Source organism: Methylophilus sp. Q8 (assembly GCF_000800115.1).
GTDB lineage: Bacteria > Pseudomonadota > Gammaproteobacteria > Burkholderiales > Methylophilaceae > Methylophilus.
In genome coordinates this window covers 2133596-2159454 of the sequence record NZ_JUHE01000001.1, presented here as the reverse complement: position 1 = coordinate 2159454, position 25859 = coordinate 2133596, and the positions used below count along the sequence as shown (strand labels likewise).

The 25859-nt window shown below is 51.9% G+C and carries 22 protein-coding genes; 8 read left to right on the top strand and 14 right to left on the bottom strand.

Annotation, left to right across the window (positions count from 1 at the left end):
- Nucleotides 1-73 precede the first annotated feature (73 nt).
- Complete coding sequence (gene tldD, locus GQ52_RS10335; RefSeq protein WP_024930992.1) at nt 74-1513, top strand: metalloprotease TldD; 1440 nt, start codon at nt 74-76, stop codon at nt 1511-1513.
- A gap of 53 nt (nt 1514-1566) precedes the next feature.
- Here tldD and GQ52_RS10330 read toward each other — a convergent pair whose 3' ends face one another.
- Complete coding sequence (locus GQ52_RS10330; RefSeq protein ID WP_052179099.1) at nt 1567-2733, bottom strand: sugar MFS transporter; 1167 nt, start codon at nt 2731-2733, stop codon at nt 1567-1569.
- 264 nt (nt 2734-2997) lie between these two features.
- Here GQ52_RS10330 and GQ52_RS10325 point away from each other — a divergent pair, with 264 nt between their 5' ends.
- On the top strand, nt 2998-3264 hold the full coding sequence (locus GQ52_RS10325) for a DUF2934 domain-containing protein (RefSeq protein ID WP_019882691.1): 267 nt from the start codon (nt 2998-3000) through the stop codon (nt 3262-3264).
- 16 nt (nt 3265-3280) lie between these two features.
- Here the strand turns inward: GQ52_RS10325 and GQ52_RS10320 are convergent, their stop codons facing one another.
- From GQ52_RS10320 to earP, 4 genes are all read right to left on the bottom strand, one after another.
- Nucleotides 3281-4249, bottom strand: a complete 969-nt coding sequence (locus GQ52_RS10320) for a hypothetical protein (RefSeq protein ID WP_047517447.1) — start codon at nt 4247-4249, stop codon at nt 3281-3283.
- 76 nt (nt 4250-4325) lie between these two features.
- A complete protein-coding gene (locus GQ52_RS10315; RefSeq protein WP_235273162.1) occupies nt 4326-4727 on the bottom strand; it encodes a hypothetical protein in 402 nt (133 codons plus the stop codon).
- Nucleotides 4728-4994: 267 nt separating this feature from the next.
- Complete coding sequence (gene efp / locus GQ52_RS10310; protein WP_019882696.1) at nt 4995-5555, bottom strand: elongation factor P; 561 nt, start codon at nt 5553-5555, stop codon at nt 4995-4997.
- A gap of 41 nt (nt 5556-5596) precedes the next feature.
- Nucleotides 5597-6700, bottom strand: a complete 1104-nt coding sequence (gene earP / locus GQ52_RS10305; RefSeq protein WP_047517444.1) for an elongation factor P maturation arginine rhamnosyltransferase EarP — start codon at nt 6698-6700, stop codon at nt 5597-5599.
- 246 nt (nt 6701-6946) lie between these two features.
- Between earP and GQ52_RS10300 the strand changes: the two genes are divergently transcribed.
- Entirely contained in the window at nt 6947-7570 is a 624-nt protein-coding gene (locus tag GQ52_RS10300; RefSeq protein ID WP_019882699.1) for a YceI family protein, read from the top strand.
- Between the two features lie 77 nt (nt 7571-7647).
- On the opposite strand, the gene GQ52_RS10295 is transcribed toward GQ52_RS10300, so the two are convergent.
- Nucleotides 7648-8151, bottom strand: coding sequence for a hypothetical protein (locus GQ52_RS10295; protein ID WP_019882700.1), 504 nt, complete (start codon nt 8149-8151; stop codon nt 7648-7650).
- A 200-nt stretch (nt 8152-8351) separates the two neighbouring features.
- Here GQ52_RS10295 and GQ52_RS10290 point away from each other — a divergent pair, with 200 nt between their 5' ends.
- Nucleotides 8352-9017: an OmpA family protein gene (locus GQ52_RS10290; protein WP_047517442.1), complete on the top strand. Its 666-nt coding sequence runs from the start codon at nt 8352-8354 to the stop codon at nt 9015-9017.
- 73 nt (nt 9018-9090) lie between these two features.
- Here the strand turns inward: GQ52_RS10290 and GQ52_RS10285 are convergent, their stop codons facing one another.
- The 5 genes from GQ52_RS10285 to greB all read right to left on the bottom strand — a co-directional run bounded on the left by GQ52_RS10285 (nt 9091) and on the right by greB (nt 11485).
- Nucleotides 9091-9483 carry a hypothetical protein gene (locus GQ52_RS10285; protein WP_047517440.1) on the bottom strand — a complete coding sequence of 131 codons (393 nt, stop codon included), beginning with the start codon at nt 9481-9483 and terminating at the stop codon, nt 9091-9093.
- A complete protein-coding gene (locus tag GQ52_RS10280) occupies nt 9483-9824 on the bottom strand; it encodes a heavy-metal-associated domain-containing protein (protein WP_047517437.1) in 342 nt (113 codons plus the stop codon). The genes GQ52_RS10285 and GQ52_RS10280 overlap by 1 nt, the downstream gene beginning before the upstream one ends.
- Nucleotides 9825-9851: 27 nt before the next feature.
- Nucleotides 9852-10508, bottom strand: a complete 657-nt coding sequence (locus GQ52_RS10275; RefSeq protein WP_019882704.1) for a hypothetical protein — start codon at nt 10506-10508, stop codon at nt 9852-9854.
- A 54-nt stretch (nt 10509-10562) separates the two neighbouring features.
- The gene (locus tag GQ52_RS14190; protein WP_047517434.1) at nt 10563-10937 is read right to left on the bottom strand and encodes a DUF2946 family protein; all 375 of its coding nucleotides are present in this window, start codon (nt 10935-10937) and stop codon (nt 10563-10565) included.
- 65 nt (nt 10938-11002) lie between these two features.
- On the bottom strand, nt 11003-11485 hold the full coding sequence (gene greB, locus GQ52_RS10265; RefSeq protein ID WP_024930981.1) for a transcription elongation factor GreB: 483 nt from the start codon (nt 11483-11485) through the stop codon (nt 11003-11005).
- Nucleotides 11486-11742: 257 nt separating this feature from the next.
- On the opposite strand from greB, the gene GQ52_RS10260 reads away from it, so the two are divergent.
- Nucleotides 11743-14268 (top strand): methyl-accepting chemotaxis protein, encoded by a 2526-nt coding sequence (locus GQ52_RS10260; RefSeq protein ID WP_047517432.1) that lies wholly within the window; start codon nt 11743-11745, stop codon nt 14266-14268.
- A gap of 70 nt (nt 14269-14338) precedes the next feature.
- Here GQ52_RS10260 and GQ52_RS10255 read toward each other — a convergent pair whose 3' ends face one another.
- Nucleotides 14339-17419 carry an LGFP repeat-containing protein gene (locus GQ52_RS10255; RefSeq protein WP_047517426.1) on the bottom strand — a complete coding sequence of 1027 codons (3081 nt, stop codon included), beginning with the start codon at nt 17417-17419 and terminating at the stop codon, nt 14339-14341.
- A gap of 153 nt (nt 17420-17572) precedes the next feature.
- On the opposite strand from GQ52_RS10255, the gene GQ52_RS10250 reads away from it, so the two are divergent.
- On the top strand, nt 17573-18331 hold the full coding sequence (locus GQ52_RS10250) for a GntR family transcriptional regulator (protein ID WP_235273160.1): 759 nt from the start codon (nt 17573-17575) through the stop codon (nt 18329-18331).
- Here the strand turns inward: GQ52_RS10250 and GQ52_RS10245 are convergent.
- Both GQ52_RS10245 and GQ52_RS10240 read right to left on the bottom strand, forming a co-directional pair.
- Nucleotides 18315-19274, bottom strand: a complete 960-nt coding sequence (locus tag GQ52_RS10245) for a PfkB family carbohydrate kinase (protein WP_235273158.1) — start codon at nt 19272-19274, stop codon at nt 18315-18317. The genes GQ52_RS10250 and GQ52_RS10245 overlap by 17 nt on opposite strands.
- 8 nt (nt 19275-19282) lie before the next feature.
- Nucleotides 19283-19660 carry a hypothetical protein gene (locus GQ52_RS10240; protein ID WP_047517420.1) on the bottom strand — a complete coding sequence of 126 codons (378 nt, stop codon included), beginning with the start codon at nt 19658-19660 and terminating at the stop codon, nt 19283-19285.
- 91 nt (nt 19661-19751) lie between these two features.
- Between GQ52_RS10240 and GQ52_RS10235 the strand changes: the two genes are divergently transcribed.
- On the top strand, nt 19752-22487 hold the full coding sequence (locus GQ52_RS10235; protein ID WP_047517417.1) for a PD-(D/E)XK nuclease family protein: 2736 nt from the start codon (nt 19752-19754) through the stop codon (nt 22485-22487).
- Nucleotides 22484-25858: an exodeoxyribonuclease V subunit beta gene (locus tag GQ52_RS10230; RefSeq protein WP_047517414.1), complete on the top strand. Its 3375-nt coding sequence runs from the start codon at nt 22484-22486 to the stop codon at nt 25856-25858. Before GQ52_RS10235 ends, GQ52_RS10230 begins: the two co-directional genes overlap by 4 nt.
- Nucleotide 25859: the final 1 nt, after the last annotated feature.

The window sequence follows — 25859 nt, the reverse complement described above, 5'->3', positions numbered from 1 at the left end:
CACTGAGCGCCATGCTGGCACTCTTTGCTTCAGATTGACTCAAACACTCACGATTAAAACAAGTGACTTAACTATGCAAACGCTACTCACCACTGCCAACGACTTACTCCTGCGCCCTGCCGGATTGGACCACAGCGCTTTAACCAATGTATTGTCCGGCATGATGACGCACAACATCGACTACGCCGACTTGTATTTTCAATACAGCCGTAGCGAATCGTGGGGGCTGGAAGAAGGCCAGGTCAAATCCGGCAGCTTCAATATCGATCAGGGCGTGGGCGTACGCGCAGTCAGTGGTGAAAAAACCGCCTTTGCCTATTCTGACGACATCCACCTCGACGCCTTGCAACAGGCGGCACAGGCCACGCGCGCCATTGCCAACCTGGGCCAGGAAAAAACTGGTCACAGCATTATCACCCGCAGCCATACGCCGCTCTACTTACCGCAAGACCCGATTGCCAGCCTGAGCGCAGATGCCAAGGTCAAACTACTGGAGAAACTCGAGCGTTATGCCAAGGCGCAAGATCCACGTATCACGCAAGTGATGGCGTCAATTGCCGCAGAATATGAAGTCGTATTAGTCGCACGCAGTGATGGCGTCATGGCTGGCGATGTCAGGCCCTTGGTGCGTTTATCCTTGCAAGTGATTGCCGAGCACAATGGCCGGCGCGAGCAAGGTTCCAGCGGTGGTGGTGGTCGTTTCGATTACAGCTACTTCACCGATGAAGTATTACAAGACTACGCCCAAAAAGCTGCGCATCAGGCGCTGGTCAACCTGGAAGCACGCCCTGCCCCGGCTGGCAGTATGACAGTTGTACTGGGCAACGGCTGGCCAGGCATTTTGTTGCACGAAGCGATTGGCCACGGCCTCGAAGGCGATTTTAACCGTAAAGGCAGCAGCGCCTTCAGTAATATGATAGGCCAGCAAGTCGCCGCCAAAGGCATCACCATCGTCGATGACGGCACGATACAGGACCGCCGTGGCTCGCTGACCATGGACGATGAAGGTAACGCGCCACAAAACACCGTGCTCATTGAAGACGGCATCCTGCGCGGCTACATACAAGACACGCTCAACGCACGCCTGATGGGCATGGGTCTCACCGGCAATGCGCGTCGCGAGAGCTATGCGCATATCCCCATGCCACGCATGACTAACACCTATATGCTCAATGGCGACAAAGACCCACAAGAGATTATCAAATCGGTGAAAAAAGGCCTCTATGCAGCTAACTTTGGTGGTGGCCAGGTCGATATCACCAGCGGCAAATTCGTGTTTAGCGCCGCCGAAGCCTACATGATCGAAGACGGCAAAATTACCTACCCGGTCAAAGGCGCCACCCTGATTGGTAATGGGCCAGATGTGCTGACCAAAGTCAGCATGATCGGTAATGATATGACACTGGATAGCGGCGTTGGCACCTGCGGCAAAGAAGGCCAGAGTGTGCCGGTAGGCGTTGGGCAGCCAACATTGAAAATTGATGGATTGACGGTAGGCGGCACGTCAGCCTAATATCTATCAGAGAGTAAAAAGCTGCCTAAAGGGCAGCTTTTTTTATTTAGTCGTTAACGGGCTTTGACATGATTCACTCCCAGCCACGCAATATAGCCATAACACAATACCGGCAACACGAACGCATGATGCAAGCCTATGCGATCGGCCAGCAACCCGGTCAACAACGGCACCACCGCGCCACCCAAAATGGCAGTGGCCAGCAGGCCTGAGCCTTTCTTCTCCTGACCGGACTTGAGGCTTTTAATACCCAGTGTAAAAATGGTCGGAAACATAATGGAGTTGCACAAACCGACCAGCACCATGCTGACGACAGCCAGCATGCCGGCCGTGTTCATGGAGTAAATAATCAAAATAATCGCCAGTATTGCATGCACACTGAGCACTTTAGCCGGGGCAAATGCCTTGAGCGTAAAAATACCAATAAAACGCCCCAGCATGGCGCCGCCCCAGTACAGCGCAATCAATGATGCGGCTTCTGCCTCCGGCATCTGTGTCAGCTCTTTAATGTAGTTGACCAGAAAACTACCAATTGCGACCTCGGCACCGACATAGCAAAAAATACCCACCATGCCTAACATCAGTCCACGGTCAGCCAGCACCTCACGCCAGAGACTCTCATCCTTTTCTGCGCTGTCCATCCCGGCCAGATTCAGGCGCGACAACACAAGGGCAATCGCCACCAGCACGCCAGCAATGAACAAATAAGGATAAACCACGCCTTCTGCATGGCTGGAATGTGCCAGTGCAGAAAGGATGAAATAAGCGCCAAAGAAAGGCGCAATAAAAGTGCCTAAAGAATTAAACGCTTGTGCCATGGTCAGGCGTGAAGAAGCTGTTTCTTTAGGGCCGATCACAGACACGCATGGGTTAGCCGCCACTTGCAGCAATACGATACCGGAGGCCAGCACAAATAAAGCGCCAAGGAACAAGGGATAAGCATGCAACGCCACTGCCGGATAAAATAGCAGACAGCCTAATGCTGCCAGTGAGAATCCAATCACCATGCCGGTTTGGTAACCGACCTTTTCAATCAGATTGCTAAACGGGATTGACGTCAGGCCATAGGCCGCAAAAAAACAAAACTGCACCAGCGCAGCCTGGCTATAACTCAAGTCGAAAACCGCTTTGAGATACGGCACCAGGATATCGTTTAGACAGGTAATAAAGCCCATCATAAAGAACAATATAATCAGTGAGGTGAGTGCTTTTTTATACATAGCGTCTTTCAAATTAAATCAGCGAGTAACTACAGCATAAATGCCGTGGCTTTGGAAGTTGCTTTTGGTGCAATGGCCTTTTTTAAGCTTGATGCGGCCAGTAATTCAACCTCAAACACAAAAATGAACCGATTGAATTTAATCCAGATCAAATCGAATACCGATTTAGGCTTGACGCTGGGCATAGCTCCCTCTTAATATAGCTTTACAGCGACCACAAGTCGACGCTATTTCATTTAACTCTAGACCACGGAGAATTATTGTATGGCAGCTACCAAAACCACGGCATCATCCGCTAAAAAAACCACCTCCGCAAAAAAAGCAGCGCCCAAGCCAGCTTCAGACAAATCAGCAAAACCGGCAGTGACACGCAAGAAAACCGTTAAACCTGCGATTATCACCAGTGAAGAACGTTACAAAATGATTGAGGTTGCGGCCTACTATATTGCCGAAAAAAAAGGCTTTGGCCATTCCCATATGGACTATTGGTTAGAGGCTGAGCAAGAGATTAATGCCAAATTGAATGCCTGATTGCCAGACTGGCTATTTATTGAGGCTGGCGCGTACGTGGCAGCAACGGTGCCGAAGTGAACTGGATATCGGCACCGCTATGCTGCGCATATTGTAAGAACCCCAGCACTTCGGGGTGGCTCAAGCGCAAACCATAGGCAATGTAAGGGTATTCGGAGAGTGGCACCTGTTTCTGGAAGAACGGCCAATGAGCACTCGGGTTGTAAAAACGCTCGACCAGGCTGGTGATCGCCAATAGTTCATATTGACCCAGGGCATTGAGTACCAGCCAGGGCCCGCCTGAGTCACCGAGCGTAGGCATGGCAATCGTATGGTCATATTGGTCCATTTCATTTAGACGATTCACGGCCAGCAAGGCTTTTTCGGCATGCACCAGTTCTTGTGTATACGCAAACTGGGTTTGCGCTTGCAAATGTAGCATCTCATCCATCTCGCGGTATGCTTTGGGTAATACCTGATAAAAGTCGGATAAATCACGCACAGGTTTGCGTTCACCGCAACGCGGATGCCGCGTATCGGCTTCGCCATACCCTCGCCCATAACCACAAATCATCAACAGATCAGGCAAGGCATCGTCAAGCCGAATGCGTAAAGGTTGTATCAGGCTGGTCACTTTTGCCTCAAACACCAGCACGGCAACGTCTTGGGTTAAATCCTCTGCAACCACCTCAAACGGCCGGTAAAAAGCCTGTGTCAGGCTAATATCTTCTATACCCAGCAGCTCAGGCTGTGCAATGGAAAGCATAGGCAAGCTCATGGCGCCGGTCAAACGCACCTCTTTCAGGCAATGCGCAGCCGTAATGAGTGTCAGTGGCTTGAGGCCCACAATCGCGGCACTACAAATCGAATCGTAATACTCCCACTTCTCTGCCGAGTGCAAAAAATGGGCATGTTGAACACTCAACTTGACGGTGGAAATGGCCATTCCCGGAAATGTCAGCCCATGAATAATGGCCTGGCTGGAATGCCCGATTGTCAGCCCCATACAGACTACTAACACGGGCATCATTCGCCTGAGCAGCTTTATGCTCACCTTCCGCATTTGCCTGGGCCAATCCGCTTCAGTGCAGACTTCTGCTCGCGTTATTTTTTAACTCAATGGGCCCAAAACAGCTTGCGAGCGAAGGGTCATCGTTATCGCAGGAAATAAAACTGCTGCCATCTGGTTTAAATAATAAAAAACTGGTTTGCTCACTATTCACTTCCGACGTTTGTCGGGTGCAATCCTGCGCTTTGTTACTGAGCGTTACTCGATGATTCAGTTTGAAGAACCCATGTTCATCGGGCTGTTGTGTCACCTCATAATGCGCTTCCAGTTGTTCATCGCCACTGGTAAACACGGCGCTGCCATCCTCTTTAAACCAATAGCTTTCCAAACAGCCAGTCTCAGGCAGTCGCGATTCCCAATAACCGATTACAGGGTGTTTGAGTGATCGTGGGTCTGCTTCAGCAATCACTTGCATGCTGGCCAACAAGGTACAACAAGCAAATAGTGATTTCAGAACAGTGTGTATTTGATTGACTCGCTGATAACGCATTGCATCCCCCAAGGTTGAAATGATGTAAAGCTGTCAGCGATTGTCATTGAAAAAAATTAACGGCAAATAGTGAATGATTCCCGACGATAGTCGCAATACTTCCCGGCCTCAAGCATCCGCCTTTACGCGCGTCATCGGCAGGCAATAAAAAACCCCGGAAAACCGGGGTTTTGGGCGCCGATACAGGCTGAATTACTTCATGACACGGTTACGGTATTCACCAGTACGGGTATCGATCTCAATTCTGTCGCCCTGGCTCACAAACAGTGGCACCGGGATTTCAAAACCAGTCGCAATCTTGGCTGGTTTCATGACTTTACCTGACGTATCGCCTTTTACAGCTGGCTCGGTGTAAGTGATTTCACGCACAACGGTGGTTGGCAATTCGATAGAAATGGCTTTACCGTCATAGAAACGCACTTCACATGGCATACCATCTTCCAGGTATGGCAGCGCATCTTCCATAAACTCGGCATCCACGTCGTACTGGTTGTACTCAGCGTCCATAAATACGTAGGTTGGATCCGCAAAGTAGGAGTAAGTCACTTCTTTCTTTTCCAGTACGATCACATCAAACTTGTCTTGGGCGCTATAAACGTTTTCGCTTGGCGCTTCAGTCAACAAGTTTTTCATTTTCATTTTCACCACAGCCGCATTACGGCCGGATTTGTTGTATTCGGTTTTTACAACTACCATCGGGTCGTTGCCAATCATCACTACGTTGCCAACGCGGAGGTCTTGAGCGATTTTCATAAATAAGCCTTAATTTGTATGCGGGATTTGAAAGCGCGGAATTATACCCGATGTGCACGACATTTCTCAATAAAAATCACCAAGTTAGTCGCCAGGTCAGCCTGCTTGGATTGGCTCACTTTAAAGGCATGGGCGTGCTGCGTAAACTGCGGCAGCGCGGCTAGCAAAGACGGCCAAACGGCGGCTTGCCAATCCCCTTGCGCCCACGCCAGCATGGCATGATGGATGACGTCGCTGAGTGCCGCATCAGCCTGCGCCAGATAATGTGCCATAAACGCGTTGAGTTTTAACAGATGCGTGTCTTCGCTTTGCTGATAAGGCAACCAGATCATCGGCTTGCCCGCCCATAAGGCACGAATCCAGCTATCTTCACCGCGCACGAAGTTAAAGTCGCACAAGCAAAGCAAACGGTCATAATCGGTTTGCGACAAAAACGGAATCACCAAAAACTCGCATTGTTCGCGCTGGATGCGATCACCCACCTGCACGTTGTTGACTCCAAGCACAGCGCCCAACATGGGGGCTACTGTCTGTGGCACCAATACACTTACGGGTACAGTTGAAACCTGCAAGCTTTCCACCAGCGCAGCCAATGGCGCATGCGCATAACAAAATAACGATACAGTGAGCTGATCAGGGGCCGGCGCCAAGCCTAAATCATGCCACGCAGCGCTGGCTTGCAATACAGGTAAACTAGCTTCACGGAGTAGCCCTCCTGTCGTCGGGGTAAAGCCAGGATAAAAGAAATGACGCACCAGGCCATTGGCTTGCGGCGAAGGTTGCGCGTGAAAACTGTCAACCCAGCTTTCTGCTGATAAATAATCAACGTTGACCCAAATCGACCGCTGGCCGAGCATGTGTTGCTGGTAAGTCTCAGGTAAACCGCAGCCAAACGTTTCTATCACCACATCGGCCGCTTGTGAAAAATCAGCACTTTCAGACCAATGCTGCAACTGGATGCGCGCATGCCCTGCCCCGGCAAACTGCTGCGCCAGCGCCAGATCATCCACCCACAAACGCATACTGATTTCGTATTCATCAGCCAGTTGGCGCGCCAGCCGCCAGCACACGCCTATATCGCCAAAGTTATCGACGACCTTGCAAAAAATATCCCACGTGAATGTTGTTTGTGCTGGACGAGTCATCTGACAAAAGCATTGATACCACTAAAAAGTCATTGATTGTATCTTAATTCATGTAGCGCATAACCATATGGCGTCATGCCCGGTGCGCCAAAGTACAAGCCTTTGTTTAAGCGACTGGCAGACGTATCCCCTGCTTAATTTCAATACACCTGTTGCAATTGATAATGATTATCATTACTATAAATAAGCGAGTGATCGCAATCCATGACGATATTAACCAGATCAAAAATAAGGCAGGAAATTGATATGAATATGTGGCAAGCACGTGCATTAACAGCAATTATCGGCAGTTTATTAAGCAGCGCAGTATGGGCGAATAGCTGTACTTACACCCCAGATGAAAAAAGCTTTAAATTCTCCTTCACCGCATTTGGTGCGCCAGACAAATCCTATGTCGTGACCAAGAATACCTTTAAAAAATATCAACTGGCCTCTGCCACCGGCAAGCTCGAAGGCGCAACCATTGAGATCGACAGCACCTCGCTGGATACCTCAAATGATTTAAATAATGGCAAGGGCGGCACCTGGGATCCAGCACTGGCAAGCATCCGCAATATGAATGTCGTGACTGGCCTGTTCAAAAACTTTGCCAACCCGGGCAAGATTACCGCCAAAATTGAGAAAATCCAGGGCAATGACTTACAGTTGGCTGTCACCATGAATGACGTGACCAAAGTGGTGCCGATGAAAATCACTGAGAAAAATGGTCATTTACTCGCCAAAGGTACGCTGGATATTATCAAGGACTTCAATGGCGGCAGTGCTTTTGAGAAGTTCGGGCGCATTTGTACCCAGGCCTTCCATCAAGGCAAGACCTGGACCGATGTCGATATTGAGTTTGAAGTAGATGCGAAGAAAAGCTGCAAGTAAAAAAGCAGAAAGCAAGCACTAAAAGACAAAGCCCCTATCGGAGATGATCAGGGGCTTTGTTGACGCGATCATAAACACTATTCAGTCAGTACAGTCGCCATTTCAGCTGTTTTTAACCAGGTCAGTTGCAACACCTTGGCGTCAGTAGAAGCTCTATGCTGCTGCAATGCAAAGGCGTCACGTATGGATTGCTTGGTTTCATGCCAGACAGCCTGTTGCTCAGGAGTCAAGGTGACACTTAAATCTTCCAGCTTAAAGCGCGGGCTGAAGCCAGCGGCCTCATACAGGCTATGTAACCAGACAAAATCCTGGTACCAGCCATCGGTATACACGGTTTGACCAGCAAACACACGGTTCAGGTGCGTTGCAATTTCCTTTGCAGTTTGACCATGTGCCTCTAATGACTGCCGGGACTGTTGGTGCAGCTTTTCAGCCTCTTTATCCCAATGCAGCCAGTCAGCATCTGGTTGCACCTGTGCACTCCATACGTCGCCATTCGCATCGACGTAGCCAATCTCGACCGGGTAACTACCCACGCCGAAACCTGATGCTTCAATATCTAATATGACTGGTGGAACCATCAATGCTGACCTGTGTGTATCTCTCTATCAATGAATCTGCTACTGCATGCAACTTAGGTTTATCTGGCTATTCAACGGCACAAAAACGCTTTGCTTTAATCAGCATTGAGATTATACGCAATTAGTCTAAACTGAGGACTGAACTTACTGTGACCTTACTGGACAAACTAAAGTCACAAATACTTGTTAGGGAGAAAAAAATGCATAAAATTATTACAGTCTCAGTGTTAACAGCGGCGATTGGCTTGTCTGGTTGCGCAAACATGAGCGAAACCCAAAAAGGCACTGCTAAAGGCGCAGGCATTGGCGCTGCTGCGGGCGGTGTCATTGGCGCCGTTGCCGGTGGTGGCAAAGGGGCAGTCATTGGTGCAGCCGTAGGCGCTGGTGCTGGTGCGATTGCTGGCAACATCTGGTCCAAAAAGATGGAGGCACAGAAACAGGAAATGGAACAGGCCACAGCCGGCACAGGGGTGGCCGTGACCAAAACGGAAAATAACCAGCTGAAACTGGAGATTCCGAGTGATATTTCATTTGATAAAGGCAAATCCAATATCAAACCGAATTTCCGCCCTATCCTGGATAAATTTGCAACTGGTTTACAAAATAATGCCGCCGCACGCGTCACCATCGTCGGTCATACTGACAGCAGTGGCTCAGATGCCATCAATGATCCATTGTCCGTAAATCGTGCTGCCAGTGCCCGTAGTTACCTGGCCGAACGCGGTATTGCCTTTAACCGCATCACCATTGATGGCCGCGGCTCACATGAGCCGTTAGCCGCAAATGACACCGAAGCGAACCGCGCGAAAAACCGTCGTGTAGAGATCTTCGTCGCTGAACCTGAACCTCAGGCAGCGCCAAAATAAGCTTTAGGTGACAAGAAAAAAGCCGACTATGCAGTCGGCTTTTTTCATGCGCAATGCGCATCTAACAAATAATTCAATCAATCAATAAAGGGGCAACAAATGCAAAAAAAGCACCAATCATAAAAATCGCCACCGAAAACCCGTAAATCCACACACTCTGGCGTCGTGTTTGCGTACATAACGCTGCCAGTTGTGGATCAGTGGGGCACGGCAACAAACGAGCGCGCCATTGCATCCACCCAGCGATCAGCAGCATCGCACCAGCCAACCCAAAGACCAGTGGCTTATGCTCACTGATCCAGATCAGTTGCGGAAAATAACTGATGAGGCTTGTGAGCGTTGCCACAGAACCGATGGCCACCAGTGTCGCAGGTAATGCGCAGCAAATCAGCGTGGAACCGCTGGTGAATAACGATAGTAGATTCAGCCGTCGGCTGGCTTGCAGAGGGTTTATTTCTGCCGCCATCACTTGCCGCCCGCCTTCTCTGCCTTAGCCACTTCGGCCTGAATGGCGTCCACGGTCTGGTTGACGCGCTCCAGCTTACCCACTGAGTATCCGGCATCCTGGATCACCTTGCTAAACGCTTCATTGGAGACATCCTGGCCGTCTTTTAATTGCAACGCGACGACACGGCTTTTCAGGTCAACAAAGGCGGCTTGTTTTTGCGGCAAGGCATTGAGTTTTTTCTCTATGCCTTTGGCACAAAACGCGCACACCATGCCGTTGACTTCGGCCTTGATCGTAGTCACAGCAAACGCAGCTGGGGTTAAAGCAGATAACATCAAAGTCACTAATAGTTTTTTCATTTCAATATCCTTTAAAAATAGCATCGGTTAAAACACAAACATGGCATTCAGGCGCGGCGCAAAGCCCTCGCCCTGCCATGGATTGGTCACACCAAATTCAAGAAAATAGTTTTTGTTAATCAGTCGCAGTGCCGGGGTGATTTGCAGGCCAGGATCATTGTTACGCATGGTCTTGGCCTCTATCACAAACCACGGTTGCGTCTGGTGAAAGCCGGTTTCATAAAATGAAAACCCGGCCTGCACAGCAGCAGTGTCGTAGTTCATATTGGGCGCACGAATCATGCGGGCCTTGGCCAAAAAATACAGCCGGGTAGATTCGACATCAAACTGCAAGCTGGGCGTGTAGGCAAAGCCGTCATACTGACCACGGGCTTCACCGACGCTGCCGTTAAACCAGACGTTGGCCTGCGCCGCAGGCATGTTCCAGCGTTTAATGAGGCCGGTGTAATTGATGCCGGAGATGGTGGTCGCCTGCTCACCTTTGCCCGACATGCGCATCTGCTCAACGCCGATGGCATGCCCGAGTGCAGGCGAGTAGTTCAACATCCATTCCTGGTTATAGCGACCGATTTCGGTCATAAGCATGGCGCTGTCTTCAAAGCCCATCAGTGCCGCTGCGTGCAGTGGCAAAGCAATCTGGCCTAGAAGGATGGCGCCGAGTGCAACAGTGCGTTGCTTAAGCATAAAGCCTCCCTATTCAATCAAACAAACAAAACGTGGACGGACTTGTCCTGTGTGTTAACTGAATATGGGTGGTTTGATGGCAGGGGGATAAGTTTGTGAATGCACGGGATCTGCCTCAAACAACGGGGCAGCAGCCGTCTGTGCAATGATGGCAACGCGCGGGAAAGTCTCTAAATGGGCAACGCCGGTACTGACCATGCAAAAGCCACATACCGTACAATGATGCTTGGCTGGAGCATGGTCATCATTAGCGTGTTGCATCTGTTGATGATCGCCTGCCATATGATGGCACGGCATCTCGGCCTGTGGCGCCTGGGCAACAGACGTCAAGGCGTGCTCGGCCAACACCATTTGCAATGACATGACGTTAGCGGCCATGACAAAGCATGGCAACCAGCAAATCAGCAACAGGCAAAGACGTTTACGCATATAAGGCTAAGATAAAGCTAAAAATGAATTAGTTCAAGTCGCGGCGGATATTTTTTAAAAGTGCTTCATTGGTAACGAATATCGATAATTTCATATTCAGTGTCTGCGCCCGGCGTCACTACGCGTATGGTGTCACCCAAATTCTTGGCCAACAGCGCTTTTGCCATCGGTGACACCCATGAAATATAGCCCTGGGTCGGGTCCAGTTCATCCTGGCCAACGATACGAATCGTCATTTCGCTGTCATCGCCCAGGTTAAACAGCGTCACCCAGGCACCAAAATACACTTTCTCGGTATTGGTCTGCGTATTGCTGTAGACAATCTCGGCGGCATCCATGCGCTTGGTCAAAAAACGAATCCGCCCATCAATCTGGCGCAAACGCTTTTTGCCATAAATATAATCACCATTTTCGCTGCGGTCACCATTACCAGCGGCCCAGCTCACCACGCGCACCACCTCGGGTCTATCCACCTTGATCAGGTATTGAAACTCTTTTTCCAGCGCGGCGTAGCCTTCCGGCGTAATGTAATTTTTTTGTTCAGCCATGTCATTCCAAGTCCATTGCGTACGTAGTTATCGCCACGTCCGATCTATTCAGCGCCTATCATACAACGTATTCCTGCGGCAGCCATCACTGCCTTTTGCTTGGCCAGCAACGTCGCTTTATGAATCTTTTGTGAAGCTTTCTTGAAAAGGCTTCATTTGCCAATTTATTTTACGTAAATGAGTTGTGCGTCACAAAGCGTGATGTGCATGGCAACGCAATGTTGCTGATTTATCCAAGAGTTATCGTAAGGAATTGCATGAAAAAATCCATCGCTCGTTTGAATGTAGGCACCCGGCTGTTTCTGGGTTACGCGCTGCTGATCCTGTTTACCACCTTTATTTTTGTCATCGCCTGGCGTGGCTTCAACCACATTCATCACACCTGGCAGCATTTTGAAAACATACAGCTGGTGAAAAGGACACAGATTGAAAACGCCAGCAAAGGCCTGGGCGATGCGGTGCATCATTTTAAAAATTATGTGCTACGTGGCGGACGTGAAGCCAGCAAATTTCAGCACAGTATGGATGATATTGATCAGGCCATGAAGGCTTATGCAGCGACAGGCGAACTCAATCAGCAAGAGAAAGAGATTCTAGGCAATATTACCCTGGCCATTACCACCTACCGCGACGCGATAGCACGCTGCGAAGCTTTGAAGAATGACGGCATGAGCGTGACTGACATTGACAGCACGGTGAAAGGTGCAGACAAGCCGTTGAGCCACTCATTGCGCTTGCTGATGGATATGAATATTGCGGGCGTGACTGATGCTTCGAGCCAGTTTGCCTCCACCATTGCCAAAGCCAATAAACAAATTGAAATTGCCTTGTTGATTGCGGTGGTGATGGCGATGGCCATCGCCTGGAAAATGACACGCTCGATTACCACGCCGCTCAAGCAGGCATTGACCTTGTCACAGCATATCGCCAACGGTGAGTTCATTAGTCAAGACGCACCGACGGGCAATGACGAAACCGGGAAATTGCTGCGTGAAATGCATCGTATGCAATCGACCATTCAAAGCATTGTGCAATCACTCAACGAGATGTCCAGCCAGCACCGCGCCGGCATGATTGATTACCGCATTGATAGCGCGCCGTTTCATGGTGCTTACCAGCAACTCACCACTGGCATTAACCAGATGGTAGAAGAACATATTCTGGCACAGACTAAATCCCTGCAAGTGGTGACGGCCTTTGGCCAGGGCGACTTCAACCAGCCACTGGAAACCTTCCCCGGCCAGCGCAGCTATATCAATCAAAGCATTGAACAGGTGCGCCAAAACTTCAACCTGTTGATGAACGACGTGCATACCCTGTCGCAGGCCGCCGAGCAGGGGCAACTGAATATTCGCGTCGATGTGTCACGCCACCAAGGTGAGTTTCAACAGATTGTGGCAGGTTTTAACCAGACCCTGGACGCCGTCGTCGTGCCCCTGCAAACCACTGCCCGCTACCTGGACCAGATGGCCACAGGTCATATTCCAACGCAGATTGAAGAGCACTTTGTGGGTGACTTTAACCTGATGCAAACCAGCCTCAAGCATTGCACAGGCGCTATTCATCAACTGATTGCGGATGTACACCACCTGGCCTCTGCAGCACAACAAGGCCAATTAAATACCCGCGTCGACGTTGAAGCGCATGCGGGTGACTTCCGCAAAATTATCCAGGGCATTAACCAGACGCTGGATGCGGTAGTCTCACCGTTGCATGTGGCCGCAGATTGCGTCAAACGTATTGCCGCCGGTGATATTCCTGCACCTATCCACAATCAATACCACGGTGACTTCAAGGTGCTGATTAACAACCTGAACACCTGCATTTTGGCGGTGAATCGCCTGGTAGAAGATACACGCCAGATTGCAGGCGAAGCACAGCAGGGGCAGTTGTATAGCCTGGTAGATGTCACGACTCACGCGGGTGACTTCAGGGAAGTGCTGCAAGGCTCACAAGAAATTCTGCAACGTATGGTGGCGCCGATACAAACCGTCAAGCAAGCGGCTGAAACCATCCATGTCGCCGCTGCTGAAATTGAAAAAGGCAACAATGACTTGTCGCGCCGCACTGAAACGCAAGCCAATGCCTTGCAGGAAACCTCAGCCAACCTGGAAACCTTGACTACCAATATCAAGCAAACCGCAGAACATGCCCAACAAGCCAGCCTGCAAGCGAACCAGGCAAACCAGATGGCTTTGCAAGGGGGTGAAGCCTTCAATGCCTTGACCACCACCATGCAAGGGATTAATGAAACCTCGGCACAAATTGCGCAAATTACCAGCGTGATTGACAGCATCGCCTTCCAGACCAATATCCTGGCACTGAATGCTGCCGTAGAAGCCGCACGCGCTGGCGAAGAAGGCCGCGGTTTTGCGGTAGTTGCCGGCGAAGTACGTAACCTGGCCAAACGCTCGGCCGCCTCAGCCAAAGAGATCAAGGAGCTGATCGCCGCCTCCGTCTCGCAAACCAACGCCAGCGCCAAGCAAGTGGGCCAGGCAGGCCACACCATGCATGAAATTGTCAACGCCGTGCAGCAAGTTTCCCACAGCATACAGGCCATTTCTGCCGCCTCTAGCCAGCAAAGCATCGGCCTGGAACAAATCTATGAGTCGATGACATCCATCGATGAAACCACGCAGCAAAATGCCGCGCTGGTAGAAGAAGCGGCGGCCGCGGCAGAAAGCATGCTGGAACAGGTACACACGCTGGTTGAGTCCGTGAACCAATTCAAAATCAATGGCGACGAGGCGAATGAATTCGACTCCTTACGCCTGATTGCTTAATTTTTCAGGCTAAACGACCATGCGCCTTCACTGGCGCATGGTCGTTTGACAGCTGACGTCACGCCATGTCTTACAAGCGTCTGGTTTCGATTAACTTGCCATCCAATGGATTAATCAACTGCAACTCTAATGCAGTATCCACCGCGCCTTGCTCCAGTGCGGTCCAATCCAGCGGGCTGAAGTTCAAGGCCACATCCGCCGGGAACTCCACGCGTTTACTCATCGCGGCTGCGGATTGATGATTGACAAACACTTTCAAGTCAAACGCCACTGGCTGGCCAGCACTTTGCAAACGTACACTGCGGCAGGCATTATCATGTTGCAATTGTATGGTTTGCTGTGCTTGTAGTTGCAGCCCACTGAGCTCATAGCGGCGCTGGTTATCGTAACTGGTGAGCGTGAGCGTCAGTTGCTTGTTGGCGGTTTGATCGCCTGCCTGAAACACAAATGATTGTTGCCGGCTACCAGCCAGAGACAAGGTGACCATATCACTGCTATTTTGTATTGAATTGGCCGTCAACATCAGCTTTGCTCCACCTGAGACAAACCCTAACTGGTAATCGCCCTGCGCTTGATTGCGTACCTTCAGTGTCAGTGCCCGTTTATTGCGCAATACCTCGCCCAACATCGCCGAACTCTGTACATGCTCGCTGACATCACGAGCGACTGTGTGTGTCGTATCGCTGGCAGCGGAGTGAGTGAGTGGCTGTGTATGAATGCCGGTTTTAAACTTGGTCGACAGTTTGCCTATACGCTGCGCAGTTGAGCTTTGTTCTGGCGCCTGCCGGGGAAATGTTCTCACCAAATCGGGGTTCACATGTAAGACCACATCGGGATACATCTTGCCGCGCACTAAAGGTTGGTTCAGATAATAGAGATTAAACTGCTGACGTTTAAACAATTGACTCAGATTGCGACTGGTTTTGATTTTGCCTACTTGTCTGGCGACATCAGAAAATGTTCTCTGCGCGTGGTGCTCAACCGGGAACAAGTTTTTAATACGCGTCACCCGATCAGTATTCAAGCTGCCATCGGCATTGATCAAGGTCTCACCTTGCTCATTGCTGACCTGCTCCAGCTCACTCGAATCGCTGGCAAAAATCAAATACATACCGCCAGTAATAAAGGTCAAAAATGCTTCCCAAAACGGTGTTCTCGGCTGCGTCGATAACTCACTAAACGGCATGGCAAACATGCGCCCGCCATTAAACAAGCCCTGCCCGCCTTTCCACGTTTTCTCTTTGCCATGCTGATAGACAAAAGTATTAGTTTTGGGGTTGATGGTAATCACCTTATCCCCGCCTTCATTACTGTTACTTTTTGGGAAAGGCGAATTGGGGTTGGCGACATAAATACGCCACTCTTCATCACTGCGTTTTTCCCAGCGATAAGGCAGCACGACATGGCCGCCCACCGGCGAGATATCTTCGGATAAACACAACAGACTATAGTTTTTCTGCTCAAACGCCGCTTGCGAAAACTCAAAGTTTTGTACCGGATCCCACATGCGGCCGCTTTTGATCGCATCAATCATGTAGCCCACCTGGCTACCGCCCAGTTGATAGCCGAACTTGATAGAAATATCCCTGGTACGCTGGGCATCAAAACCATATTGTGAAATGAATGGCCGTGAACTGGACACCCCTTTTAACGCATAAATAGCCTCCAGGCACATGCCAAAACAAGTGCCGGTTTTGGCTGCGCCTTTGTACACCGTTTCATAAAATGCCTTGTTAAACGGATGGAAAAACCAGGTATCATCGGCCTCAAGATCACTAAAGGTAGCGGCACAGGTGTCAAAACTTAGCTCGGCAAGCTTAGGATTTTTAAAACTCCAGAACAGGTTTTCCCTGAAATGGCTGCTATCGGTCGGGTCTACCACACGCTGATCTGTAAACACGGTAAAACTGGCGCGGAACTTGCCATCCGGGCCACGCGCAAACGTCCCGAGATCATTGCCTTGCAGATCTGGCAAAGAGCTATCCCATAGGGTTTCAATGCCGAATGACTTGCTGAACTGTGCAATCAGGTCATCGTTGAAGTTCAAGCCAGCGTCTACATCAAACGCCTGCATATTCACCGTCAAAATGGCATTGCCATCATTAATCGGGCAATCACAAATAAACCCTTCATCAGGGTTGCTAAAGGTTTTGGTGCCTTGATTAGAATATTCGCCAAACTGCTTTTCAAAGCGTTTTTGCTGGCCTTGCACATGATCAATCAGCACTTGCGTACGTACCAGTAAGTCATCATCGTCTTCATCCGTTTCCAGCCGGGTGACCACCAATTTGAGCCGGTTAATCAAACTGACTTGTCGATTCGCCGCCTGCCATACCAAAATGCCATGTTGAAAATTATTGAAACGGCATACATCGTTAGGCGAATTGGTTTCATCTGAGAGAGGGAAGCCCAACTCGCCCGCCGGGCCGTGATGGTGGGTTTGGTAAGCTGTCAGCAAATCCCCATGCACCTCATGCGCCCCGGTTGCAGCACTCCAGTAAATGGTGCCGGATTGAAAATGACTCACTGCACCAATTTGCTGGCTGCCATTGAATACCGGCTGCTCATCACTGATTGGGTAGCCCAGAAATGCATTGTCTGCGCCCATACTGCGGTACTTCTGCAAAATGGCACCGTGTACTTCAAACGCGCCTGTTGCTGGATGCCAGTAAATATCGGCCTGATCGCATTGCACGGCATAACCACCGCCAGCGGAAAGTCTCTGATCATTCAACGGCAAACCCAGCGCCCCCTGCAGGTCACCATGCGCACGATATGCCTGATAACACTCGCCATAGATGACCACACTGCTACCACTTGCCCTGACGACGATCATGCCGCGCTCAAAGTAGCAGGCCTCACCGCGCTCGCCCGTCGGCAGCGTATCTGAAATAGGAAACCCCATGTAATCACGGATTGCCTGCTGCGTCCCGGTCACCATATCATTGGCCAGCATGCTGGATTTCCACTTGTTTTCTACCGCCTCAGACAACACATGCGCGCCATAATCAGCATGATAGAAAATCATGCCATGTTCAAAATCCTGAAAAAAACCTAAGCCGTTAGGCGTGGCTTGCTCCTCGTTTACTGCACGGCCTAACGGCCCCTGCTCGCCTCCCAGCGCTTGATACTTCTGTTGAATCTCAGTCATGGCATTCTCCCTTTATGGTATTTTTTTGGTATCTATATGGTTCCATAACGGATTTATAAATGCAATAAATATTTACAATATAAACAATTAAGTTAACAAGTTGCCGTCGGAAATGCATGCGCATCCATTGATTTGTCGTTTTATAATGCAGAGATGATGCATGATTACGATGAATTGATTGCCAGGCTCAAGGTCAGTGAAAAGACCTCTGAACCTTACTATCAACAGCTCAAACGCAATATCCTGACGCTGATTGAAACCGGGGCCATTGAAAATGGCAGCGGCTTGCCTTCAGAGCGTATGCTGGCGGAAGCACTGAACCTCAGTAGAACAACGGTGCGCCGCTGCTATGAAGAGTTACGTGCCAGTGGACAAATCGATAGCGATGGCCGTGCAGGCACACTGGTCAAAGCAGCGCCAAAAATCTGTCCGTCCTTGGGTAAATTAAAAGGCTTTACCGAAGAAATGCGTGAAGTAGGTATTACCGCTTCCACACGCATTGTTTCGCATGAGGTAGTCACTGACCGTACCATCGCCTCTATTTTCCAGCGTCCCTCTACCTCGACATTCTTGCGCCTGATCAGAATCCGCCTGGGCAATGAAGTGCCGATGACGCGCGAAGTGGCCTGGTATGATTTAACACTGGCGCCTGGCATGGCAGACTGGGATACCTCGGGATCGGCATACAACCACCTCGAGCAGCAATGCGGCATTAAGCTGAGCTGGGCAGAGCAGTCAATAGAAGCCGTGATGAGTAGCGATGAAGAGTCCAGGGTGTTTGATTTCAGGCAAAGCAGCCCGTGCTTGCTGCTCAAACGCAAGTCTTACTCGCAACAGCAGCAACTGGTGGAGTACGTGGAGGGCACCTTCCGTGGTGATGCCTATACTTACCGGATCAAACTGGAAGTGTAGCCTGGCGCTGATACATGAATGTGCTGACCTGCGCGGCGTCTGGCAAGGCACCTAGCACGCCCGGCTGTTGGGCAACGATAGCGCCGCAAGCGTTGGCAAACTGTAATGCTTGTGGCAACGCATCTCCACGCGCCAAGGCCACGCACAGCGCCGCAGCAAAAGCATCCCCGGCCCCCAGTGTGTCGACTGCCGAGACCGCAAACGCGGGTGAAATAATCCACTCCCCGGCCTGCGTCATGGCCACGCTACCCCATGCCCCCAGCGTCACCACCAGCAAGTCACCTGACCACGTTTGGTAAAACCGGCTGATCGCTTGTTGTAATGCATTCATTGCGATCTCAGGCGTCTGCGTCATAAGCTCGGCAGGCCACGCCAGCAACTGTGCTGCCTCAGATTGATTTAATATAAGCATGCTGGTCTGCGCAAGTAGAGCAGGCGGAATTACCTGCCAGGGAGAAGGATTCAATACAGTCTGCCGCCCGGCTTGCCTGGCGAATGCAAAAGCGCTCTCAATCGCCGCCAATGAAGTCTCAAACTGTGCATAGACCAGTGTTGCCGCTTGTATAGAGGCTGCCGCATTGGCAACATGCGCTGCCGTTAACAAACGGTTAGGGCCAAGATAGACACTGACCATATTGGCGCCGTCGGCGCCGATCAAGCCTGCGCCATGGCCTGATTGTGGCGACAGCCGATAAGCGTAAATCGGCGCAATAGCGTGTTGTTGCAATACCTGTAAAGCAGCCTCTGCTGCGGCATCTTCACCGAGTGCGATGATGACCGATACTGGGGCTCCCAGTCGGCGGGCGGCCACGGCCACATTGAAGCCTTTGCCGCCAGTCTCGCTAGCCATAGCAGTCGCTGCCACCGACTCGCCTGCCCGTGGCAAACGCTCAACCGACCAGCAGCAGGCCTGAATAAAGCTGGCAACAACAAAAAGTGACACGCTACGCGTCAATCTTCTTTAATGACATCCACATCATAAACATAATGGCTGGTCTCGCCAAAGCAGCTAGAAGGCACGCCTTTATGCTCTTTGTACATCACGCGTACCCGCTCCCCGGCCAGTTGATTCACTTTGCTAATCACGGCAGGATCGCGCACAGTAAAGTAAAACTTCTCGGCCTGTGTGCCCGGCACAGTCACCAATACCAACTCGCCTTCCCAGGTTTTACACACCCAGCCTTTATGGGCCAGCTTTTGCACATAGCCGATGCGCTCGCCGTCAGAATATACCCAGCTCAGGCTGCCCCAGGTATAGAGACCAAGCAATACAACCGGCAGCAGGATTATCCAGAAAACCCATTTTAAAAATTTGGCAAAAGCCGACATGTCACTACTCCGCAAGTTTTTTATCGTTTGTTCATCGCATTATCTTATAAAATGTTGCGCTGAACATAATAATTCCTGCTGATATCTATTCATGACGCTTGCTGCCAATCCCGACATCGCACCTGTGGTTCTCTGCGCCTCGGCACGCCTGGCACAAGGCATCCGGCAATGGTTACAGCAAACCTATCAGCAACAAGGCCAGTCACAATGGCAAGCGCCACAGGTATTCCCGTTGCAAGACTGGCTCAACCAGCGCCTGGAATACGCCATCTTGTGTGGGCAAATCGACATCGCCCAAGCGCCTCTGGGCATGCTTTCCAGTACACAAGAAGCGCTGCTTTGGGAACAGGCGATTCAGCACTGTTTACGCCAGCATGCGGCTATCGATTTATTTAATACCAATGGCCTGGCCAGCGCGGCCATGGAGGCCAACCGCTACCTGATTGAGTGGAATATCAGCCTGGACATGGCGACAGTCAGCGAGGAAACACGGCAGTTTCTACAGTGGCGCCAGCAGTTCCAAACCTTATGCAAGCAAAGTGGCACTCGGGAAAGCGTGCGTTACCAGACCTGGCAGCTAGAACAGCTCAGTCAGCATGCACTGCCCTTGCCTGCCAGCATACAACTGGCTGGATTTGATCGTATCAATCCGCATGTGCAGACACTCATCACCATACTGCAATCCGCAGGCGTGCAGATCACAACATTTGACAACAGCGTGCCTGCGCAACAGACACAACGCATGACATTTGCCGAGGCCATGGACGAAATGCGCGCGGCGGTGCATTGGGCGCAGCAACAACTAGCCGCTGACCCGCAAGCAAAACTGGCCCTGGTCGTGCCCGATTTGGATAGCCAACGCGAAATCCTGGCCAACCTGCTCGACGATACCTTCCACCCGGAAGCCCTGCATCCAGCGCAGGCAGAATTACCACGCTGTTATGAGTTTTCACTCGGGCTGCCGTTGAGTCGCTGGCCGTTAGTGCATAGCGCACTGAATGTGCTGCGCCTGGCATTCCAGGCCACGCCATTGCCTCAATCCGAACTGTCTGCATTACTGGCAGATATTTACTGGTCACAAGCACTCTATGAAGCCGACGCGCGCGCCGCACTGGATGCCGAAATGCGCCGCCAGTTGCCGCTGCAAGTCAACGCCTATACCTTTGCCCGCTTTGTGGCGCGCAAGCAGCAGGATGAATACCCGATTCTGTGCCCTGCGTTACACGCAGACCTCACCAGCTTGTTAGCACAAGCCAAACAAACACCGCGCAAGCAAGTCCCTTCGGCCTGGGTGGCAAGCTTTACTGAACTGCTGACAGCCACGCACTGGCCTGGCGAGCGAAGCTTATCCAGCCATGAACATCAATGCCAGACCAAGTTTAAAGCGGTATTGACGCAACTGTCGGCACTCGATGGCTGGTTGGGGCCTATCGATGCCATGAGCGCCTTACACAGGCTGTCGCAACTGTGCCAGGCACAAATTTTCCAGCCACAAACCGTGCGACTACCGAATATCACCATCATGGGCATGCTGGAAGCCAGTGCACAGCCGCTGGATGGCGTGTGGGTGATGGGCATGAACGACCATGTATGGCCGCCATTGTCACGTACCAACGCGCTGATTCCGGCTGAATTACAGCGGCAGGCAGGCACCCCCAATGCCAGCAGCGAAGTGCAAATGGCGTTTGCCAGCCAGATTCAGCAGCGCCTGCTACGTTCGGCCAAACAAATCATTTTTTCGTCGGCTCGCCAGGATGGTGACCGTTTGCTGCGTATGAGCCCGCTGATCCAGGCCATCCCGGAAGTAACGGCCACCGTGGGGGCCGCCACGCTGGCGGAAACGCTGGCAGGCAATAGCACGCAAGACTGGCAATGGCTGGATGACCATCAGGCCCCGCCTATACTGGAAGGCGAACATATCAGCGGCGGCACAGGCTTGCTGCGCGCGCAGGCGCTCTGCCCGGCCTGGGCGTTTTATCAATACCGCCTCAAGGCACGCAAACTGGAAACGCCGCATAACGGGCTGGATGCCATGCAACGCGGCGACCTGATTCACCGCGTACTGGCGGCGTTCTGGTCGCAGCAATCGACACTAGACTGGCAGGCCGTCAATATAGAAGCTTTAAAAACCCAACTGGACCAGATTGCGGCTGAGGTCATCGCCGCGTTTAATACTGAGTTCGCGCAACCATTCTCTGTCGTGTTTTGCCAACTGGAAGCCGAGCGCCTGAGTAAGCTGGCGCTGACCTGGTTATGGGAGGTGGAACGCGAACGTCCGCAAGCGTTCGCTGTGACCTCAGTCGAACAAGTCTACAAACCGCTGATTGAAGGCATACAGGTCAAACTGGTGATTGACCGCGTCGATACGCTGGACGATGGCCGGCTGGTGGTGGTGGATTACAAAACCGGCAGCATGCCCGATTTTAAAAACTGGGCGTCAGACAAAATCAGCGAACCACAATTACCGATTTATGCCGCCTTCTTGCTACAAGATGCCGACATTGCTGCCGTCTGCTTTGGCAAGCTGCGACTGACCGATGGCGGCTTTGCCGGTGTTGCCGCCGAAGACGACATCGTGCCCGGCATCAAAGCCTTTAACCACGAGAAGAATAAATTGTTTGACCCTGCACAGTTCCCTGACTGGCCATCGGTGCTGGCGCATTGGCACACCCAAATTACGCGCACGGCGCAAGCACTCAAAGCTGGTGAAGCCGCCGTGGTATTTGAGTCGGAGCAAGACCTGGGCTATTGCGATGTGCTGCCCTTGTTACGTCTACCAGAACGGCAATTACAATTTGAGCACCTTCAGGCGGGAGGCACCGCATGAAAATGACTGAATCCGACTTTCAGCAAGCGCTGGCGCTGGATGCGGCCAACCGTGAACGTGCGCTGGATGTCGAATCCTTTATTGTCGAAGCCCCGGCCGGTGCCGGTAAGACCGAGCTGCTGACGCAGCGCTTTCTCAAGCTGCTGCAAACGGTGCAGGCACCAGAAGAAATTATCGCCATTACCTTTACCAATAAGGCTGCGTCGGAAATGCGGGCGCGTATCCTAGATAGCCTGTTGCTGGCCGCGGCTGGCGTGCCGCCGGAAGCACCACATAAACAGATCACTTACGCCCTGGGGCAACAAGCCTTGCAGCGTTCAGCTGAGTTGCAATGGCATTTGCTGGAAAGCCCGGCGCGCCTGCGCATTTACACCATCGATTCGTTGTGCGCCAACCTGGCGCGCCAAATGCCCTTATTGAGCCGTTTTGGCACACAACCAGCCGTTACCGAAGACGCATGGGCATATTACCGTGAAGCAGCTGGCCTGGCGCTGCAAACCATGGATGAAGACAGCCTGGGCGAACCTGTGCGCCGTGTGCTACGCTATATGGATAACGACCAGGCCAGGCTGGAAAGCCTGCTCATGTCCATGCTGGCCAAGCGTGAGCAATGGCTGCATTTAAGTCAGGCCAAAGACCATACGCAGGCACAAACGGCCTTGATTTACCTAATAGAAAGCGAATTGCAAGCAGCGCTGACGGCCATCCCTGCCCGCCTGCAACAAGCGCTGATGCCGATTGCGCGTTACGCGGCCAGCCAATTACCGCCTGAGCATGCGTTATCGGCTTTACTGGACTGGCAAATACCATTAACTGCCAGCATAGAAGACCTGCCTGCCTGGCGCGCGCTGACAGAATTGCTACTCACCAGTAGTGGTGGCTTGCGCAAACGGCTGGATAAAAATATGGGCTTGCCAGCAACCGACGAGGCCAAACCCTATAAAGAAGCCCTGACTGAACTGTTGGCTGGCCTGGCCCAGCACAGCGACAATGAACGTCACTTGGCACGCATCCGCCTGTTACCGGATGCTGATGGTTCAGACGACGCCATGATTCAGGCGCTGAGCCAGTTATTGAATATTGCTGCCGCGCAATTGTGGCTATGTTTCCAGGCGCAAAATGAAGTCGACTTTGTCGAAATCGCCCAACGCGCGTTTCAGGCACTGCAAGAAGGCGATGAAGCCACCGAGCTGGCCATGCGGCTGGATTACCGCATCCAGCATTTACTGGTCGATGAGTTTCAGGATACCAGCCCAATGCAGATCGACCTGCTCAAGGCGCTAACGCGCGGCTGGCAGCCGGGCGATGGCCGTACGCTGTTTGCTGTCGGCGACCCGATGCAGTCGATTTACCGTTTCCGCAAAGCTAATGTCGGGCTGTTTCTCAATGCGGCACTCCACGGCATCGCCGACATTGCGCTGACACCGCTCAAACTGTGGCGCAATAACCGCTCCTGCCCGCCTGTGGTGGAATGGATCAACCAGACCTTTGCCGGCATGCTGCCAGCGCACGATGCGCCACAGCAAGGCGCAATTGCTTACCGGCCATTTGTCGCCACGCGGGCCGAGGCCACTGGTGCGGGTGTATTTGTGCACCCCTTGATCATGCCAGTGAATAGCGAAGACGAAGAACCGGCCGATATCCGCCACCTGGAAGCCGAGCAGATTATCCGCATCATCCAGCAAACACGCGCCGATAAACCTGGCGCCAGCATTGCCGTGCTGGTACGCGCGCGCAAACATTTGCATACACTGGTGACGGAAATGCGCAGGAACCACAGCGAGTTAAGCTTCCAGGCGGTAGAAATTGAAGAATTAGCCAATCGCCAGATTGTGCAGGACCTGCTCACGCTGACGCATGCGCTGCATCAACGCGCCGACCGCGTGCACTGGCTGGCACTATTGCGTGCACCCTGGTGCGGGCTGACGCTGGCCGATATGCATGCGCTGATTGGACAGGATGGCCAACGCAGTGTGCTCAGCCTGCTGCAAAATGAACAAGTACTTGCGCGATTGAGTGAAGATGGTCAGGCACGCGCGCGCCATGTGCGCGACGTGATGCAAAGCGCACTACACTGGCGTGGCCGCACCTCGGTCAGCCGCTGGGTGCATAACACCTGGCTGCGGCTGGGCGGCGCGCATTGCCTGTGGAATGAAAGTGATGTGCAGGATGTGCAGGCCTTTTTTGCCCGTATCGCCGCATTAGAACAACACGGCCAGTTTAATCCGCAAGCACTGGCTGAAGATGTACAAAAACTCTACGCCGCACCCGACGCCAAAGCAGATGCCAGTTTGCAGTTCATGACCATCCACAAATCCAAAGGGCTAGAGTTTGACACCGTGATCCTGCCCGGCCTGGATGGCAGCAATCCGCCTGACGACGCCAAGCTGGTGATCTGGGAAGAAGTCCCCATGGAGAATGGCCATACCGAACTGGTCGCCGCACCGTTTGTGCCGACAGCGCTCAAACGCCAGCAGGCCAGCATCACCGCCTATGACTATTTAAACGACCTGGATAAAACCCGCGCCAGCTATGAAGATGCGCGCGTGCTGTATGTGGCAGCGACCCGCGCCGAGCGGCAATTGCATTTGCTGGGTGCCGCCAAGCCAGACAAAAGCGGCGAACCACAAGCACGCAAAAACAGTTTTCTGCACCTGCTCTGGCCTGCTATCCAAGCGTGGTTTGCCAGCGAACACGATATCGTCAGCCGCTATCCAAGCGCGCAGCAAGAAGCCGATATTCGCCAATTTGTACCCAAGCTGATCCGCTTACGCGAGGCCAGCACGCCAGCGATATTGCAGGCCGGCCAGCACGAAGCAAATACAGGCTACCAAGCGGAAGCCAGTGAAAGTAAAGCCAGCCGACTAGAGGCTGATATCGGTACCCTCGCCCACTTGTATTTGCAACTGGTGGCTGAACAAGGGTTAGCGGCCTGGCAAACGCATGAGAAAAATGCATTTCTGTCGCTGCATCCCCCTATGCAACGTTGGTTTAAACAACAAGGTTATACGGACAGCGAAGCAAGCCAGGGCGCGAGCCAGGTGGCGACGCTGTTAACGACCACGTTGCAATCCACAGAGGGGCGCTGGGTATTACAGCCGCATACACAAGCCGCTTCGGAATTGGCGATTGAGCAACTCAGCGCAGGTAAAAAGGTCATAGACCGGACGTTTGTCGCCAATGGCGTGCGCTGGATTGTCGACTATAAATCCATGCCAGTATCAGCCAAGGATGATCTCACCGTATTAGCCAGCACATTCAAATTGCAATTGGCTGACTATGCGCAGTTATTTCAGGCTGAAGGCCTGCCGGTTAAAACCGCAATTCTATTTTTAAGCACAGGCCAATTAGCGCCTGTTGAGATGCCCTAAG